The organism is Sphingobacteriales bacterium (genome assembly GCA_016719635.1).
GTDB lineage: Bacteria > Bacteroidota > Bacteroidia > Chitinophagales > JADIYW01 > JADJSS01.
Genome location: JADJYT010000002.1, coordinates 24,907 through 42,545, shown reverse-complemented (window position 1 = coordinate 42,545; position 17,639 = coordinate 24,907). Strand labels below are relative to the sequence as shown.

17 protein-coding genes are annotated in these 17,639 nt (G+C 41.6%); 5 read left to right on the top strand and 12 right to left on the bottom strand.

Annotated features, from left to right (window positions below):
• The first annotated feature begins 7 nt into the window (after nt 1-7).
• A complete protein-coding gene (locus IPM95_04415; GenBank protein ID MBK9328558.1) occupies nt 8-1,186 on the top strand; it encodes a proline dehydrogenase family protein in 1,179 nt (392 codons plus the stop codon).
• Between the two features lie 16 nt (nt 1,187-1,202).
• Here the strand turns inward: IPM95_04415 and IPM95_04410 are convergent, their stop codons facing one another.
• Both IPM95_04410 and IPM95_04405 read right to left on the bottom strand, forming a co-directional pair.
• On the bottom strand, nt 1,203-2,456 hold the full coding sequence (locus IPM95_04410) for an aspartate kinase (protein ID MBK9328557.1): 1,254 nt from the start codon (nt 2,454-2,456) through the stop codon (nt 1,203-1,205).
• Nucleotides 2,457-2,516: 60 nt separating this feature from the next.
• Nucleotides 2,517-2,990 carry a GNAT family N-acetyltransferase gene (locus tag IPM95_04405; protein ID MBK9328556.1) on the bottom strand — a complete coding sequence of 158 codons (474 nt, stop codon included), beginning with the start codon at nt 2,988-2,990 and terminating at the stop codon, nt 2,517-2,519.
• A 135-nt stretch (nt 2,991-3,125) separates the two neighbouring features.
• Here IPM95_04405 and fbp point away from each other — a divergent pair, with 135 nt between their 5' ends.
• Complete coding sequence (fbp, locus tag IPM95_04400; GenBank protein ID MBK9328555.1) at nt 3,126-4,103, top strand: class 1 fructose-bisphosphatase; 978 nt, start codon at nt 3,126-3,128, stop codon at nt 4,101-4,103.
• Between the two features lie 9 nt (nt 4,104-4,112).
• On the opposite strand, the gene IPM95_04395 is transcribed toward fbp, so the two are convergent.
• Entirely contained in the window at nt 4,113-5,720 is a 1,608-nt protein-coding gene (locus IPM95_04395; GenBank protein ID MBK9328554.1) for a hypothetical protein, read from the bottom strand.
• 72 nt (nt 5,721-5,792) lie between these two features.
• Here IPM95_04395 and IPM95_04390 point away from each other — a divergent pair, with 72 nt between their 5' ends.
• On the top strand, nt 5,793-6,209 hold the full coding sequence (locus tag IPM95_04390) for a hypothetical protein (GenBank protein ID MBK9328553.1): 417 nt from the start codon (nt 5,793-5,795) through the stop codon (nt 6,207-6,209).
• A 26-nt stretch (nt 6,210-6,235) separates the two neighbouring features.
• On the opposite strand, the gene IPM95_04385 is transcribed toward IPM95_04390, so the two are convergent.
• From IPM95_04385 to rnhA, 3 genes are read right to left on the bottom strand one after another with little or no spacing between them, the layout of a single operon-like run.
• A complete protein-coding gene (locus IPM95_04385; GenBank protein MBK9328552.1) occupies nt 6,236-6,643 on the bottom strand; it encodes a sulfite exporter TauE/SafE family protein in 408 nt (135 codons plus the stop codon).
• A gap of 8 nt (nt 6,644-6,651) precedes the next feature.
• A complete protein-coding gene (locus tag IPM95_04380) occupies nt 6,652-6,966 on the bottom strand; it encodes a sulfite exporter TauE/SafE family protein (protein ID MBK9328551.1) in 315 nt (104 codons plus the stop codon).
• A 24-nt stretch (nt 6,967-6,990) separates the two neighbouring features.
• Nucleotides 6,991-7,467 (bottom strand): ribonuclease HI, encoded by a 477-nt coding sequence (gene rnhA / locus IPM95_04375; protein ID MBK9328550.1) that lies wholly within the window; start codon nt 7,465-7,467, stop codon nt 6,991-6,993.
• 50 nt (nt 7,468-7,517) lie between these two features.
• On the opposite strand from rnhA, the gene nth reads away from it, so the two are divergent.
• Together nth and IPM95_04365 are read left to right on the top strand one after the other, a co-directional pair.
• Entirely contained in the window at nt 7,518-8,153 is a 636-nt protein-coding gene (gene nth / locus IPM95_04370; GenBank protein ID MBK9328549.1) for an endonuclease III, read from the top strand.
• 42 nt (nt 8,154-8,195) lie between these two features.
• On the top strand, nt 8,196-9,206 hold the full coding sequence (locus tag IPM95_04365) for an outer membrane beta-barrel protein (GenBank protein MBK9328548.1): 1,011 nt from the start codon (nt 8,196-8,198) through the stop codon (nt 9,204-9,206).
• Between the two features lie 68 nt (nt 9,207-9,274).
• Here the strand turns inward: IPM95_04365 and IPM95_04360 are convergent, their stop codons facing one another.
• From IPM95_04360 to IPM95_04335, 6 genes are all read right to left on the bottom strand, one after another.
• Entirely contained in the window at nt 9,275-10,222 is a 948-nt protein-coding gene (locus IPM95_04360) for a diacylglycerol kinase family lipid kinase (GenBank protein ID MBK9328547.1), read from the bottom strand.
• A gap of 67 nt (nt 10,223-10,289) precedes the next feature.
• Nucleotides 10,290-11,843, bottom strand: a complete 1,554-nt coding sequence (locus tag IPM95_04355) for a glycerol-3-phosphate dehydrogenase/oxidase (GenBank protein MBK9328546.1) — start codon at nt 11,841-11,843, stop codon at nt 10,290-10,292.
• A gap of 161 nt (nt 11,844-12,004) precedes the next feature.
• Nucleotides 12,005-13,660 carry an FAD-binding oxidoreductase gene (locus tag IPM95_04350; GenBank protein ID MBK9328545.1) on the bottom strand — a complete coding sequence of 552 codons (1,656 nt, stop codon included), beginning with the start codon at nt 13,658-13,660 and terminating at the stop codon, nt 12,005-12,007.
• A 398-nt stretch (nt 13,661-14,058) separates the two neighbouring features.
• A complete protein-coding gene (locus IPM95_04345) occupies nt 14,059-15,228 on the bottom strand; it encodes a sodium:proton antiporter (GenBank protein ID MBK9328544.1) in 1,170 nt (389 codons plus the stop codon).
• A gap of 208 nt (nt 15,229-15,436) precedes the next feature.
• Nucleotides 15,437-16,156 carry an RloB domain-containing protein gene (locus IPM95_04340; protein ID MBK9328543.1) on the bottom strand — a complete coding sequence of 240 codons (720 nt, stop codon included), beginning with the start codon at nt 16,154-16,156 and terminating at the stop codon, nt 15,437-15,439.
• Entirely contained in the window at nt 16,141-17,436 is a 1,296-nt protein-coding gene (locus IPM95_04335; GenBank protein MBK9328542.1) for an ATP-binding protein, read from the bottom strand. Before IPM95_04335 ends, IPM95_04340 begins: the two co-directional genes overlap by 16 nt.
• Between the last annotated feature and the right edge of the window lie 203 nt (nt 17,437-17,639).

Here is a 17,639-nt window from a genome sequence, read left to right as displayed (position 1 = left end):
AAAGACAATCGTGGATTTCAATAATACACAAACCGCATTTGCATACAAATCCAATCGGGAGCTTATCCGTGATTATCAGATTTTTCGTCTGATAAATGTCGGCTGGCTGGTGGATATAGGAACGAAGACAGCCTCCCGAATGATGGATATGGGTATCAAAACGCCGGTTGCAATGGGCATGCGTCCCACCATTTATGCCGTGTTTTGTGGCGGTGATTCCCTGGAGCTGGCGACTAAAAAAATCAATCATCTGTATGAATATGGCGTGCGGAGTATTTTGGATTACGGAGTGGAGGGGAAGGAAAGCGAGGAAGATTTCCAGCGTACTGAGGATGCTATCCGGCAGGCCATTTTTTTTGCAAAAAACTACAATGCGGTAGATATAGTCTGTTCTAAATTTACGGGACTGATACCATTGTCCATTCTGGAAAGGTTACATGCCAAAGAAACATTATCTCCCACGGAACGGCCTGTTTTTGAAACGGCAAAAAGCCGTATTTATAATCTGGCACAATTGGCTCATGACAATAACGTCAGCCTGTTTGTGGATGCCGAAGAAAGCTGGATACAGCAGCCACTGGATGATTTGACCTGGGATCTGATGTCTAAATTCAACAAGGAAAAACCTATCATTTACAATACGGTCCAGTTGTACAGAAAAGACAGGCTGCAGTTTTTCAAAGAACAGGCTGAAAAGGCGAAACAGGCAGGATTCATCTATGCCGTTAAACTGGTACGGGGAGCCTATATGGAAAAGGAAGAAATACGCGCTTCGAAAATGGGGTATGACAATCCGATACAGATTTCAAAGAGCCATACGGATAATGATTATAACGAAGCGGTAAAATATGCAATCGAAAATATAGGACATGTTGCCATCTGCGTGGCCACACACAATGAAGAGAGTACCTTACTGGCTATTCAGCTAATGCAGCAGGGCAACTTATCCAATAATCACCCGCATATTCATTTCTCCCAGCTGCTGGGGATGAGCGACCATATCACCTTTAACCTGGCGAAAAAAGGCTACAATACCAGTAAATATATGCCTTACGGCCCGGTGAAAGATGTCATCCCTTACCTGATACGAAGGGCACAGGAAAATACCAGTGTTTCCGGGCAAATGGGGCGCGAACTGAAACTGCTGAAGCAGGAAGTCCGGCGGAGGAAATTATTTATACTTTGACGGCAGGCCTTAAATATTAAGCCAGCAACCCCTGGTAGGTGCTTGGCCGCCGCTGCTCCAGTATCGCATTTCTGTCTCCCTTAAATTTATTGATGTAGTCAAAGCTGTTGTAATGACGGATGGTCAGTATGGTCAGATTCTCTTCGATGGAAAAATCAAACTTATCCTGTAAGGCAGCCTTCACTTTTTCAATCTTTTCAGGTATATTGTCAACTACGGCATCAAAAGAAATGGCGCCCTGCTGCATCATATTGAGTTTTAAATTGGCTTTGGAGAATGCCGTAAATATTTCCGCCACCACCTCATCTTCCACAAACGAAAAATCTTTGGTGTGCAGAACGATTAATGCCTGGCTGTTTTTTACGATTCTTACCGGCGGCAGGTTGTTGTCCTTTCCGCCCACTACCGTGCCTTTGCCTTCCGGATGTATAAACGATTTTACCAGTAACGGGATATTCTTATTCTGTAAGGGTTTGATGGTTTTCGGATGGATGACGGTTGCTCCGTAAAACGTCATTTCCACCGCTTCATTGAATGAAATCTCATCTATGAAGACAGCATCGTCAAAAACGCGCGGGTCGCCGTTCATAACACCCGGTACATCTTTCCAGATGGTTTGATTTTCGGCATCCAGCATATTGGCGAAGATTGCCGCAGTATAATCGGAGCCTTCTCTGCCTAAGGTGGTGGTGCAGTTTTCGGCGGTACATCCGATAAATCCTTGTGTAACGATGATGGAATCTTTTAGCATAGGTTTTACGACCGAATTCATCAGGGATTGTGTCTTATTCCAATCCACCACCGCTTCGCGGTAGGTGTCGTCCGTTTTCATTACATCACGCACATCCAGCCAGCTGTTTTTCACACCCGCTTCATTCAGATAGGCGCTGAGTATGACAGACGAAATCAATTCACCCTGCGATACAATCTGGTCGTAAACATAATTATAGCTTTCCTTCCTGCTTTCCTCCAGTTGCCAGTCCACTTCGGCATAGACATTCTGCAGTTTGTCAAACACTTCATGTGTATCATCATTAAACAGATCCCTGCAGATAGTATCATGATTCTTTTTGACAACGTCAAAAGCGGCTTTTGCATCCGTATTGTTGAAATAAGCCTTTATAACTTCTTCCAGTGCGTTTGTGGTTTTTCCGGTAGCGGAGACCACCACTACTAAATCCTGTTCGCCGTATTTTTGTACAATCGACGCTACGTTTCTGATTCCTGCGGCATCCTTTACCGATGCACCTCCGAATTTAAATACTTTCATACTGTCCAATTAGCAACGTGTAATATCTTTTTATTAGTAAAATGATGTATTCCACTGTGTTTATAATAAATTTTCTTTCTCTATCTTAACCGTTATCCAGGTATTGTCAAATGTCACCGGATATTTTTTGTAAAAATTGATGGCGTTCTCATTCCAGTCCAGCACGTGCCAGCGCAGCTGGTTGATTTTTTCTTCTCTGGCGATCGCTATCAGTTCGTCCATTAATTTTCTGCCGATTCCCTTTTTTCGGTAAGATTCTTTTACTACCAGATCATCTAGGTAAATCATCGAGCCTTTCCAGGTGGAATAGCCGTAATAATACAGGGCGATGCCGGCCACTTTCCCATTGTCATCCGCCAGGATAACCTGAAAACGCGGCTGTTTACAGGTGCCTTCTTCGATGAATTTTTTCAGCGGATTGGAAGGTTCATCCGGTTCTTTTTCAAAAGCAGCCAGTTCCCTGATTAAACCATAGACCTGTATCAGGTCATTAGGCTCTGCTTTACGAATAGTAATATTGAATTTTCCTTTCATTTGCCGGACTGCTAAAATAGTTATTTAGTTATTGTAAATCAGGAGGTAATTATTAAGTAATAATTAAAAGGTTTCATGGAATTTACTCGGAAATAGCCCTGATATCAGTATATTTGCGAACTACAAAACGAGTGTATGCGATTAATTACCTTAGATGAGTTTATAGCCAATAATCAGGAAAAACATCCCGAAGCAACAGGCGAATTGTCCGGATTGCTGCGTGATATCGGATTGGCATCCAAAATAGTGAACAGGGATTTGAGCAAAGCCGGCCTGGTCGATGCCATCTTGGGCGATGCGGATAAGACGAATGTGCAGGGAGAGGAAGTGAAGAAACTGGATATGGTGGCGAATGATGTGCTGATAAAATGCCTGCAGAACAGCGGCCAGTGCTGTGGTATCGCCAGTGAAGAGGAAGATGATTTTGTAGCGTTCAAAAACAGGAAAAGAGCCAAATATGTGGTGCTGTTCGACCCTTTGGACGGTTCCAGCAATATTGATGTGATTGCTCCAGTCGGTACGATTTTTTCCGTATTCGAGCGGGTGTCTAAAGTGGGGGAGTTGTGTACCCTGGATGATTTTCTGCAACAAGGGGAAAAGCAGGTGGCGGCCGGTTATGTGATTTATGGTTCCTCGACGATGCTGGTATATACCACGGGAGATGGCGTGAACGGGTTTACCTTAGACCCCAGCATTGGAGAGTTTTGCCTTTCGCATCCGGATATTAAAACGCCTGCCGCTGCAAAGTCATATTCATTGAATCAGGGCAATTTTAATTCCTTTCCCGAAAACGTGAAAAGATTTGTAGAGTATTGTCAGGATAACACCGATAAAAAAGCATTCTCTTTGCGGTATATCGGTTCTATGGTAGCGGACTTTCACCGCAACCTGATTAAAGGCGGTGTTTTTTTATATCCCGCCACCAAAGATACGCCGGGCGGAAAACTGCGCCTGATGTATGAATGCAATCCAATGGCATTTTTGCAGGAACAAGCCGGCGGTAAGGCGACCAACGGCAGACAGCGTATACTGGAGATTGTGCCTGAAAAGCTGCATCAGCGTACCATCGTGTATATGGGCTCTGCGAAGTTGGTGGATCTGCTGGAAGATTAAGTTGGTGCTTCAGCGGATTCGTTTTGGCAAACTCTTTCTGAATGATTCGATGTCTATCAAAATTTTTACTTCATCATTTCGGAATGCTGTAAAGTCTTCGGATTGCAGGGTTCGTTTTTGCCGTACCAGATTCTCATATGAGCTTTTAGTCAGCATCTGTTCCAGCCACAGGGCATATTCAAATTCTCCCGTCTGTATTTCCCGTTCATTTTCTTTTAGTTCCTGCCAGGTTTCTTTTAGCAGGACATTCCGGCTTTTGGGTTGTTTCCTGTCCTGCAGTTTTTTAAAAAAGGATAACAGGATTCTTTCTGTTGCAGTCGGGTTGTCTTTTCGGATGGTATTGATTTCTTTTTCCAGAAAATTATAGGAATACAAAGCCGCATCCGTATCCTTTTCATCAATGTGCGCAAGCATCTGAAGCAGGGTGTAGTTGATTTTATTATAAGTATCGATATTATTCCAGAACTCCTGCAGTTTACGCATACAGTAGAAGAAGTTTTTGTAATCTTTCGCTCCCAGATAGATTTCAGCGCAGTTGCCGTAAAATTTCCATTTGCTCGTGTGGTCAATTTCTTCCGTGGTTTCTAACCATTTAATAATGTTTCCGGCGGAGTATATACCTTCACCAAATTTTCCGGATACGTTATAATAGTAAGATTGAAGGGATGCCAGGCTCCATTCCACCTTGTATTTTATTTCCGCATCATTTCCGATAATCTGTAGATAGGTTTGCTGGATTTTTATCCACCGCAATGCTTCGTCAAAATTATAGAGATTGATTTCGCTTAAACAAAGGTTGTGTATGGCGGATGGCAGCTGATAGGGATTGCTCGCATTGATAGCCGGATTTTTGGCATGGAGTTCGACCAGTTTCTTGCAGTAAAGATTTTGCTGCTTCTTTTCCCCGGTATGGTTGAAATAGAATACCAGGCTTTCGATAGCGTAAATCCTGGCGATGGTGCAGTCAGCTTTCTTCAGGATGGTTTCTATGTCTTTTTTTAGGTTATCGTAGAAGTCTCTGTCCTGTTTGGTCTTGATATACCCGATTCTGTTTTTGGATTCCAGCAGCTGCATCACTTTGTGCCGGGCGGTTTGCGTATCCGAGAAATTTTGGAATGCAAGTGACTTCTCACTCCAGAATTTATCCAGGTCGCCGGCAGAATAGCCGTGAAGCCGGGTCGAAACAATGATCTTGTTCTGGTAGGAGAATAATAGTATCAGGAATTCGAAGCGTTCATAATCGTACGCCATTTTTTTTGCTTTGCTCAGTTCACTGTCCGCCTGTTCCCATAATGCTTTCTGAATCAGCACTTCTATGTTCTGGATTTTCTCTAGCAGTAGATTATCCACCGAATTTTCTGTCCGGTAATGTTTCAGCACCTTTAAAATCAATTGATACAGATAATATTTGGTTTCCGCAAAGTGTTTCTGGATATAGGCATCATTGATCTGATGTTTTATTTTCTTCTCATCATAGACCTTTGTCTTTTCAAGAGCATCATAAAGTTTCAGGTATTTCTGTTCTTTTTTTTCGTTTGCGAAATAAATCTTGAAATACCGTTTTTCCGATTTATCCATAGTTTGGATGAGTTCATATAGGTGGTCTTTCTTCGGCATGTCGGTATTATAACTATCCTAATTTAAGGATATTGGTATAAAAATTGATATTTTTGTATTAAAATCAGTAAAATGAGGAAGTGGATAGTTTCAACCATGTTTTTCTGCAGTGTCACATTGTTTGCACAAAATGATTTAAAGGGAAAATACGCCTGCTGCCGGAATGCCTATGTGTTTACATTCCTGGAAAATGGCCGTTATGAGCTTCAGGAAAATTCCTTTGGTACAGATGACAGAAATACAGGTTCTAAAACAAGTAAGGGAAGCTATACGGTTTCCAATCAGCAAATAGCACTTTCCAAAGATGCGGATACAACCAAATCCTGCTGTAAGAAAAAACAGAAAAAGTGCTGCAAAAAGGATTCCGTTACATGTGATTCCACTTCTGCCGTCGAAGATAAGTTAGAGTTGAAACGGGAAAACGGTGATTTGCTTTGGAATAGAAATGGAAACTGGGAAAAATTATACTTACAGAATGCGGCGGAATAATTTTTCTGAAAAACAGCCTTGCCGAATCAGGCAGACAGTACCGAACGGATTAGAAAGAGTATTCCAATTGCCAGCAATAAGATAAAAATGTACCGGTTGAATTTTCCCGGTGGTATTTGTTTTCTTATATACTTTCCCAACACCATCGCCAGTAGTGTGAAAGGAAGGCATAGCAGATAATATTTAAAAACTGTCTTTGTCAATATGCCTGAAATTAACTGACCGGCAAGGATAAACAGATCACTCGGCAGAAAATAGCCCTGCAGCGTACTGACGAATTGCATTTGTGTCCATCCTCTCAGCGTGCCGAATAAAACGATGGGCGGCCCACCCGTATTAAAGGCACCACCCAGAATGCCGGCGAAGAAACCAAAAACATAGGACCAGTTGGGATGAATGGAATGCGCTTCTTTTTTAAGCCACAGGTTGTACACAGCCACGCCTATAATGATGCCCCCAGGATGATCTTAGTAAGCTGTTCATTTCCGTTCTTCAGAAAATAAATACCAACAGGAATTCCGAAGGCGGACGAAATAATTAGTTTTTTTGCAGAAGTCCAGTCAATTTCTTTGTAATGTCTTGCAAATAAGACGGCTGCCAGTGTACAGCCGTTCAGCGTCATGAGGGGAGTGGCTGTTTTTATACCGATGAGCATGGTCAGCAAGGGCATGGCGAACAAGGCATCGCCAAACCCGAAAGTTGCATAAATCAGGGAGCCGGCAAACACGATACAGGGTATTAGAATTTCACTGGCCATAAATGATTGCAGATAATTGATTCATCAGAACATGCCTTTCTTTTGTTCCATTTCTTTTTCATAACCGGTATCAACATCCAGCTCAAACCCATCTGCCGCTTCTGTGGCCAGTTCATCACATCGGTTATTTTCTTTATTGGTAGAATGACCTTTCACCCACACAAAATCTATTTGCTGATATTCATGTAGTTTCAGAAAGCGTTTCCACAGATCCCTGTTTTTTTTCTTGGCAAAGTCCGGTTTCAGGTCCCACTGAAATACCCAGCCCTGTTTTACCGCATCCACCACGTATTTGGAATCGGAATAGAGGGTGATTTTAAGGTCGTTTTTTTTCAATGCTTCCAGTCCAGCAATCACCGCCATCAGTTCCATACGGTTGTTGGTTGTCAGACGATATCCTTTTGACAGTTCTTTCCGGTGTCCGTTCGCCAATAAAACAACACCATAACCTCCCGGTCCGGGATTGCCTCTGGAAGAACCGTCTGTGTATATCTCAATCATTGTGGAATTAATAATTGCGAATGTAACATTATTCGTTTTATTTTAGCACAGTGACTAAAAAAGAAAAAGCATCATTTATTGTCGGTACGCTGAATAAATTGTATCCCAATCCTCCCATTCCGTTGCATCATAAAGATGCATACACATTACTGATAGCCGTTTTGTTATCTGCACAATGCACCGATGAACGGGTGAATAAAGTTACTCCTCATTTGTTTGCATTAGCAGATGATCCGTTTGAAATGGCGAAGGTTCCGGTAGAAAAGATTAAGGAAATTATCCGTCCCTGCGGTTTGTCACCGCGAAAATCCCAGGCGATTTCAGATTTGTCAAAGATTTTAGTTAAAAAATATAATGGAAACGTTCCGAATACGTTTACTCAATTAGAAGAACTGCCGGGGGTGGGACATAAGACAGCCAGTGTGGTGATGAGTCAGGCATTCGGGTTTTCCGCTTTCCCTGTTGATACGCATATCCACCGTCTGGCATACCGATGGAATCTGAGTTCCGGCAAAAATGTAGAACAAACAGAAAAAGATTTAAAAAGAATTTTTCCGGAACATTTATGGAACATATTACATTTACAGATAATATATTACGGACGGGAATATTGCACCGCAAGAGGCCATAATTCCGCAAATTGCATTATTTGTTCAAAAGTGGGCAGAAAATCAATGGAAAAATAAAATTAATTTGGTAACTTTATCGATTAATATAACACAATCCTGATGAAGAAAATCATCTATACACTCTTAACAGTTCTGTTTATAACAACCGGATGTCATGTTCTTGAAGCTGCTGATACGGAAGGAAGCGGGCATGATGTTGGTTTTTCGGTAGGACCCAGTTTTGCTTTGACAGATTTAGGAGGGGCTAAAAAGATAGGTTCGCCGTTTTTACGTGATTTGGATTTTGAAGCTACCCGTTTCTTTATTTCTGCATTCTACCGATACAACGTCAATAAGTTTTTTGCTGTCAGAGCTAATCTGATGTACGGGATGATTTCAGCGGATGATAACCATACGGACGGTAATCCGCCGCCCAATGTGACAGACAGTTGGTACAGAGCCAGAAGAAATCTGAATTTTTCCACCCACATGGTGGAATTCCAGGCGATAGCGGAGATTAACCTGAAAAAGTACATGCACGATGAGGCGAGAGGTTCAAAAGACAGATGGGCACCTTATATCGGGGGAGGGCTTGGATTCTTTTGGTTTAATTCTTATACCAAACTGAATGGGAAAAAAGTATACCTGAAACCGCTGGGAACGGAAGGACAGTTTATCGGGTACAAAAAACCATACGGAAATTTTCAGTTTGACCTGATTGCTTTGGTGGGGATTAAATATAATGTTACAGAAAAATTTTCCATTGCTTTGGAAGGATGGTATCACCAGACATTTACAGACTACCTGGATGATGTCAGCGGTAACTATATTGATCCTCAGGATATTTCCTTGCTGTCACCTGAAGCACAGATTTTACAGAACAGATCAAATACCGGCCATTATCCTGATAATAATTTTAATTTTGTTGAAGGACAAAGAGATTTGACCACTGGAAACTTATTGCCGGCCGGTATCGGTCAGCAAAGAGGGGACCATAAGGATAATGACCAGTTTTTACACCTGCAACTTACTTTTTCCTTTACATTAGGACCATCCGGTAAACGATTAGGTTTCGGCAGCTGCGGTAAACGTAACCCTTATCACCATAAATTCAATTGCCCTAAATGGTAATCGAACTACCGATATAAAATCAAAAAGCTCCGTGTGTCACGGAGCTTTTTTTATAGCCTTATTTTTAATTAAAAGATGAAATTAATCTTTTGGTGCAGGTTGACTAGAGTCATCGGTGCATAGCCGATGAATTCGCCATCCATATCAATGGATATCTTTCTGGACTCCATGGATTCTATCGTTACCCGTTCCATTTGATGGTAATGCACTTCGGGATGAACCACTTTCCGGCATTTCTTTACGGTTCCCAGGTTCTTGAAATAATCCATCATGGTGACATCACCGATAATGACAATGTCAAACTTCCCGTCTGTAACGGATGCATCCGGCGCTACGCCTAATCCGTTGCCGAAATATTTCCCGTTCGCAATGACAAAGTTGATGGCTTTGCCTTCCCATTGGAAATTATCACCGATGGCCCGTATCTGCACTTTTTCATACGTGGCCAACGTGGATGTGATCGCCCAGAAATAATTGATATCCGGACCCAGCATCGGGATTTTGCTCCGTTGCAGTTTCAGTACCGTTTCACCGCCCATACCAACGTCCGTGATATTGATGAAGAAACGGTGAGCAGGCTCTTTCTCCGTCTTGAAATAAGAGACCCAGCCAATGTCAATCAGCTGAGAACGGTTCTTGTCGATTAAGTTTTTCAGGTAATTGATTTCTTTGGTGACATGAACGGTTTTGGAAAAATCATTCCCGCTTCCGGAAGGAAGCACCCCAATCCTTATCCTGCTGATATTTTCCCAGTTAAATGAATCATAAGAGTCTCCGAGTCCGGTTTTAAACGATTGAATGATACCGTTGATACCTTCATTCAGCGTACCGTCACCACCACAAATGACAATGGTATCATACCCACGGGAGATTGCAGTTTGCGCCAGCTGTGTAATGTGTCCTGCTTTTTCGGAGATGAATAATTTCGGATGATGTTCTTTGAATACAGACTCAATGCTTTTGGTCAGGAGCTCAAGTTTCCTTGCTGTTCCGTTGATTAAAAAGGCAAGTTTCATAGTACTGAGTTATAGGTTGGTTGTTGAAAGCTAAAAAGGTGCCCGTTCATTGTTACCTTCTAACATTTTATTTCCACGAATGCATAAGCTCCCATGAATGTCTGAACAAATTAATTTCTTCACTAATTTGTTCAGAAGACCAATTTAGCTCTTTTGCCATGATTTTTGCAACGGATTGTACCAATTCTTCCTCAAAATCTTTCATTTGATAAGAAATGAGGGTACGGCGGGTCAGGATATCATCCATTTTCTGCGCATTCTGATGACGGATAGAAAATATGATTTCAGCAGGGCAATACGGGTAATTTGTAAAATTCCGGGTGAGGTCAAGATTCTCCTGTGCAATGTTCGCGATTAACGTCGCATTTTTTATGCCGTACCGGTGTTTATAGGTATCAATCAGCGTACTTATCTTTATATCATCGTTTTCAATGGATTGGATCTTGTATTTTTCCTCTATGGTTTTAATGCAGTTTTCCGCCATGGACAGAAACGAGGTCAGTTTACCACCGGAGATGGTCAGCATGTTGTCATTGTTCCACCATATCTGATAATCCCTCGAACGCTGGTTGCTTTTTTTAGTTTCATCCCGGTCGTTCAGCAAGGGTCTGATACCGGCATAGACACTCAGTATATCCTCCTTTGTCGGTAGTTTGTCTTTCAGCTGGGCATTAACACTGTCTAATATGTATTTTATCTCATCGGCTTCAATCGCAATCTCGTCATTCCCTTCCGCATAATCCGTATCGGTCGTTCCCACCACACTCAGATTGTCGTCCCACGGCATGCACCATATCATGCGTCCGTCACCATTTGAAGTCGGAAAGAGCATCACACAGTCCTTCGGGAAATGATCGGCGGATACGATCAGGTGAACCCCTTTGCTGGGCATCATGTATTTTTTCGTATCGTTAGAATCGAATTTTTTGAGCACCTCATCCGTCCAGATTCCGGTAGCGGAGATAAATACCTTTGACTGGATGGTAAACGTTTTGCCGGAAATCTTATCCTCGCAGCTAATCGATTTTACCCTGTTGCTGACAGCCTGGAAATGGATAAGCTCAAAATAGTTTAAGGCGATGGCACCGATATCACAGGCTTCCTGAATCACATCATTGGTGAGGCGGGCGTCATTGGTTTTGGCATCGTAATAGACAAACCCGCCCACCATGGCATCTGTTTTCAACTGCGGAAAACGCTCTTTCACCTCTTCCATATCTATTTCCGCATGTTTCGGCATACTGCTCTCCCCGGTCAGGTAGTCATAACCGGAAAGGCCTATCCCCAGCTTTATTTTGCTTAACCTGGATTTATAGATAGGCATAAAAAATGGCTGTGGTTTTACCAGGTGCGGATATTCCTTCAGCAGATGCTCCCGTTCGTGCAGGGCTTCCCGCACCAGTTTTATCTGCAGGTTCTGCAGATAGCGCAATCCGCCGTGAATCATCTTGGCAGAGCGCGAACTCGTTCCATAGGCAAAGTCGTGTTTATCGATAATCAATGTCTTCCAGCCTTTGCGTGCCGCTGTCAGGGCGATGCCCGCTCCGGTGATGCCACCCCCAATCACGACGATGTCGAATAATTCTGTGGTGGCTTTTTGTATGTTGTACGTTCGGTTCATTTGGTATGGTTTAATGACACACCCCATATCCCCTCTGTAAGAGGGGAGAGGCGGACCGTAGTATTTGTCCGGATAATACTAATGTTTGCACAGTCCGAATCCCCCCTCCACATGGAGGGATTAAGGGAGGTGTAATTATCTGCCGTGTCAATCATGATTATTTAACTATATAATTTCCCCGGATTCATGATGCCTTTCGGGTCAAGCTTGTTTTTGACGGCTCTCAGAACGTCCAGCGCCAGTTTATCCGTATACTTTTTATACCATTTCTGATGATCCAGGCCTATGCTGTGGTGATGGGAAATGGAGCCGTTATGCTGCACAATCGTATTTGTCACCAGATCCTTGATATCCTGCCACTGCTCGATTTCCCTGCCTCTCTGCATCGGTGTGATGAGTGTGAAATACATACACGCCGCATTCGGATAGATGTGCGAGATATGTGCCAGGAAAATGCCTTTATTTTTATGGAATGCCGGAGATTTATGTAACTCCCGCGTCAGTGCCTGATGTAATTTCTGGACATCTTTCCAATGAACCAGCGTTTCCATCGTGTCAATATAAATGGAGTGCTCCACCAGGGTATCCCGAAGATAGGGCAGTTTAAACCGATTGTCCGCCCACTTGTCGCCGATGGTGGTGGGAGCTAGCATCCCTTTATGTTTAGCCACCAGGTCTTTTGCATAAATCAATTGAGACGAAACGCTGATTTCCGCCTGCGGAAACCGCATGATCAATACACATGGCTCTGACAGATTCTTCCATTGCAGAAACAGTTTCTGCGCCTCTTTCTTCAAGTCATTCAGCAGTCCCGGATGTTCTTCGGAAGAAGCCATCTTGGAAAAAAGATTCGTCTCATTGGCATCCGACAGCCGAACCACGGAAGGTTTTACACCCGCCTGTGCCAGCGCTTTCAGGTAGTTGGTGCCATCCTGAAAAGCGGGGAACAGGCCCACCACCCATCGGTAGTTTTTGGGCAGTTTTTTTATTTTGACGGTCACCTCCGTCACCACGCCCAGCGTACCTTCGCTGCCGATAAAAAACGGCAGCACGTTGATACCCGATGCGTCGTGGGTGAACGGGTTGCTTTCCAGCGTGCCGACGGGAGTGGCCACTTTGATATGCTCCACCAGGTCTTCCATCTTGCCGTAGTAAGTGGATTCCTGTCCGGCTCCGCGCGTCACTATCCAGCCACCCAGGGTGGAGTATTCAAACGACTGCGGGAAATGCCCGAGCGTATAGCCTTTGTTATTTAAAATCTTTTCAAGCTCCGGGCCGAAAATACCTGATTCAAAGGTAGCCGTCAGGTGTTCGTCGTCTATCTTCAGCAGTTTTTTATAGTTCCGTAAATCCAGGGTGCATCTGGTTTCCGGACGCGCGGAGAGATTATCCATGGAAAGCGCGCCCACCACATTGGTGCCGCCGCCGAACGGCATAATCAGTACGTTGTTCGCATTCGCCTGAGTCAGTATATATTGTATCTCCTCGTGCGAGGTGGGGGTGATGACGACATCCGGCGAAACGAAACCGCCGCCGTTGAAGATGCGGATGACATCGTAGTAGCTTTTTCCGAGCGATACGAACAGGCGGTCATCATCGCTGAACGAAATCTTCTTTGGATGGATGGTGGCGAAGGTGTCTTTAACCTGTTCCTTTTTCTTATCGGAAAGCTGCGGCAGTTCAAACTTTTTAGGCGGAAAAAAATCTTCTCGGAGATGTGTTTTCCAGCGTTCTTCCACCATGGTTTTCAGCTTGGGGTAGTCGTTGATATGCTTAATTTCTTTCGGGTCGCCCCATTTCCACCAGTCGCGTTTCATAAATTCGGAATTTAAACAAAGTTATCACATAATTGCAAAGAAACAACTGATAATAAATTATAGAATTGTTGCATTTGGAGCCACGGCAGCCCATTGCCGGTCTATGTGTCTTCATCTTCATTGAAGCGAGATGCTTCCCTGATTCAGGTCTCAGCGGGACGTTAAGACCGGTATGGGGGTATTTTTTAATCCTGTGTCGTGGATTCCTTCTGAAACGAAAAGGAGGACAGAGCATTTGTTAGAGGACTTTGAAAAAGGACTCGTTAAAGGAGAAGAAGCGGATGGGGTTTTTTGCGTAGCAAAAATAATTACTGACGTTTCGGAGGTGCGTAATGGCGCGTGCATAGCAGCGGCAGGCAGGATTTCTGCCATGCACAGGAATAATTGCGGATTATCAATTATTTTTTTTGGGATTTGTTTGCCATTAAGCCAGACATCATGACTAATGCAGTCAGAATGATTACCTGAATAATTAGAGACTTATTAACGAGAGAAATAGTATGGTTCGGTTCAATAGAAAGAAAAAGTAAAATCGTAATAAGCCCTCTGGGTGCAACAAACAATAAAGGTTGTAACGGAAGTTTAGACAGTTTAAGCTGAATTGTCCGAAAGGCGAAGATGAAAAATACAATACCTAAAGCCCACAAAAAAGTGTCAGCGTTCAGGACTTCACTTGTTTCAATTAAGTAGCCAAAAAGTAAAAAGAATAATGCTCTTATTAAAAATGCTCCTTCGGTGGTCAGCTCTTTGAATTTATTAACCTCTTTGTTTAATTCGTCTGGTCTGAATTTTTCAATCCACTTAAATTGTTTCAACTCATCAAGGTTTCCGATGAATAAGCCAAAGAGTAAGATAAATATCAGTCCCGGCAGGTGATAGATTTTGGAAACTGCATAAATTAGTACTACAAGTAAAATTATCGGAACAAACTTGATGTGGTGTTCAATTTTACTTAGCAGATATGAAAGTCCGATGGTCGCAACGAAGGAGACAGCCATGATGATGAGAAGCTGCAAAGCAAAATTTGCAAATGAATATTTATCAATGGTTTCATTAAGAGCAAGAAAATTAAAAACAAGCACGCCTAAAATATCGGACAAGCTGCTCTCATAAATCACAAACTCTTTGCTTTGAGATGAAAGATTTCTGACGCTTGGGATTGCAATGGCACTGCTGATTACACAAAACGGAATAGCATTTGTCAAACTGTCTTTCAGTCCGAAGTGGCCGAAATGCCTGAAAGAAAATGCAAGCAGAAATGCCAAAGCGATCATTGGAATTAAAGCTCCTAAAAATGATTTTCTGATTAGTCCGAACTTGGATTTGTTGAGTTCAAGTTCTAATGAACCTTCCAGTACAATCAGAATAAGTCCAACGGTGCCCAATACCGGAAGAACGGGAGAAAAGTCAGGAAGATGAATAGCAAGCAATGTGGTCAGCTGTCTGCCCGCCCATCCTAAAAGCAACAATAGAATGACGGAAGGTATTTTTGTTTTGGATGATGTCAGGTCAAACACATAAGCAATGAGCAGAAGAATGCAAAATGTTATGATTATCGTTGTTGTCATTGCATGTAAATATATGTCTATTTTTTGTCACTTAGTTTCAAGTTTGCACTGTCGCCATAGCATGACCGCTAACGTTTTGGCGCTTGGCGCAGTGGCGGATTTCGGAGCACAAAACTGTCAATACACCACAAAAGTTGATGCGAGGTAGAATGTTCAATTAACCACGTCACCCGCCATTGAGCCAAACGCCTGTTGGTGGCTGGCGTTCTTATTTGTTGTTTTCTTCATCAATTATTTTTTCTAGTCCAAAAAGTTCAGCAACAAGCTTATAAACCATTGTGCAAGGGTTTTGAACTGAATAGTTTTGTTGTCCAACATAAAGTTTTTCTAGATTCACAGCGTTTTTTATAGCATTTTCTCTACTTGCGTAGGTTTCCAATAAGGAATACATTTCCGTGCTATTCTTTTTGTATACGTAATCTTTTAATCCTTTTTTCTTAAAATTGTCTTCTATCAAATCCTGATATTGCTTTCTACTTATACCTGTGTTGTAATAGTGAAAATGCAATAGATACCAAAGTTCAAAAGCTTCATTTGTCCAAGCACAATCAACACCAGGACTATTTGCAATGCTGGTTTGAATAGCTGAATTGAAAGATTGGTCTGAAAAACTATCTTTATCAAATACTATCCACAATTTGTCAACTGTTCTATTTGTTTGTGCTTGCCATTTATTTCGTAAAGCCATTGCACTATTGACTAGTGAAACTGTGTTATGCCCATTACCTAAGATTTTAAAATCATAAATATCTAATACCCCTTTAGGCAAATCGTTTTTAAGAGATTCGAAATAATTTGGTTCTGTTTTTTCTCCTTCACACACAATCAGGAAAAACCTACGCTTAGATTTTGTTTCTTCTAAACGTTTAGACTCAGTTCGCTCGTGTCTTTTCTTAATATGATTGGGTATTTTTACTTTTCTTGCCATTCCGATACAATTTTAGAAATATCTCCAATGTAAGGAACAGCACCATATCTGCCCTGTATATAATCACTTTCAAATGAACGGTCTTTACGAACCTTATTACCATCTTCTTCTCGATACTCAACCAATGAATATAAATCAGATGCACCGTATTTGTCTTTTTCTACAAAATAAATTTGGTCTCTTCGATACTTTCCATAGGAAAATAAATTGGTATCGTGAGTTGAGAAAATTAATTGTGCATTTTTAGAATTATCTTTTTCTGAATTAAAGAGCCTTGTTATAGCTAACGTCATTAGTGGATGCAAACTGGAATCAAGCTCGTCAATTACCAATACGCCACCATCGTGTAATACATCAAAAATAGGTCCTGATATATTAAATACTTTGTTAGTTCCTGCTGATTCTTGACTACGCATATCAAACTCAACATCATCTATATTTACGTTATCCTTGTTATACTTTTTGTGTAATGTCTTTATTTTGAAGCGAAAAGCACCTTCGAAGTCTTTGATTAATAACTTAACCAAAGATTCGGGTGCATCTTCTGGAATTCTTTTAGGGTTGAATTTCTCTTTACTCACTGAAAGTCCGTCAAAACCTAAATCTAATGTGTCATAAAAATCACCTAAAGTTTTTGCCGTCTTTTCTTTTTCTAGCATCTTAAATGTTACCATTTCATAGTTCTCGTGAGTTAGTCCTGAAATGGTAATAAAGTTATTGAACCAATTCATTATTCTTTTAGCTGTAACTCCATTAAATTGGTCTATAATTGATAAGAATAAAGCGTTATTTCTTGTTTTACTTTCAAGGTTTTCTGCTTCTTTAAAAGAAGGCGACACTTCTATTCCATCACCTTCTCTAACGAATAATAATTTTTCGGCATTTTTCTTTGATTCAAATAACCATTCACTTACTACTTCCTTGTTTGTTATTTCAAATCCATATCTGTATCTGACATTTAATATTTCAAATAGAACTTCAAAATGTGATGGGCTATTTTCAGTTTCAGTATTCAATAAGAATGGAGCAACGTCTAAAGGCTTTGTGGAAGATTGATTAAATGATTGCATTACTATTCTTTTCATTGTGCTCATAGCACGAATGAAGTTTGATTTACCACTAGCATTAGCACCATAAATTATAGCTCCTTTTAAAAGTGTGTGCCTTTCAGACGTAATAGTATTTGTTTCTTTGTAGTCACTTATGCTTGATGCAACTAAGTTCAAAGTCTTTCTTTCACGAAAAGAAAGGAAGTTTGCGACACTAAATTCTAGTAACATAATTGCTTTTGTTTTGAGATTATTTCGCAATAATAAGCATTAAAACCTAATAATCACTATAAATTGAGATTATTTCTCAAAATATCAGTGTTTTTATCTTCTGCGTATTTTTAGAGAATAGTTCTAGTTGTCGAATCTTCTTGGTAACGATGTGGTCTAACACGCTTGCCACCAACGGTTTGCAGCTAGAACTTGTGCGGTTT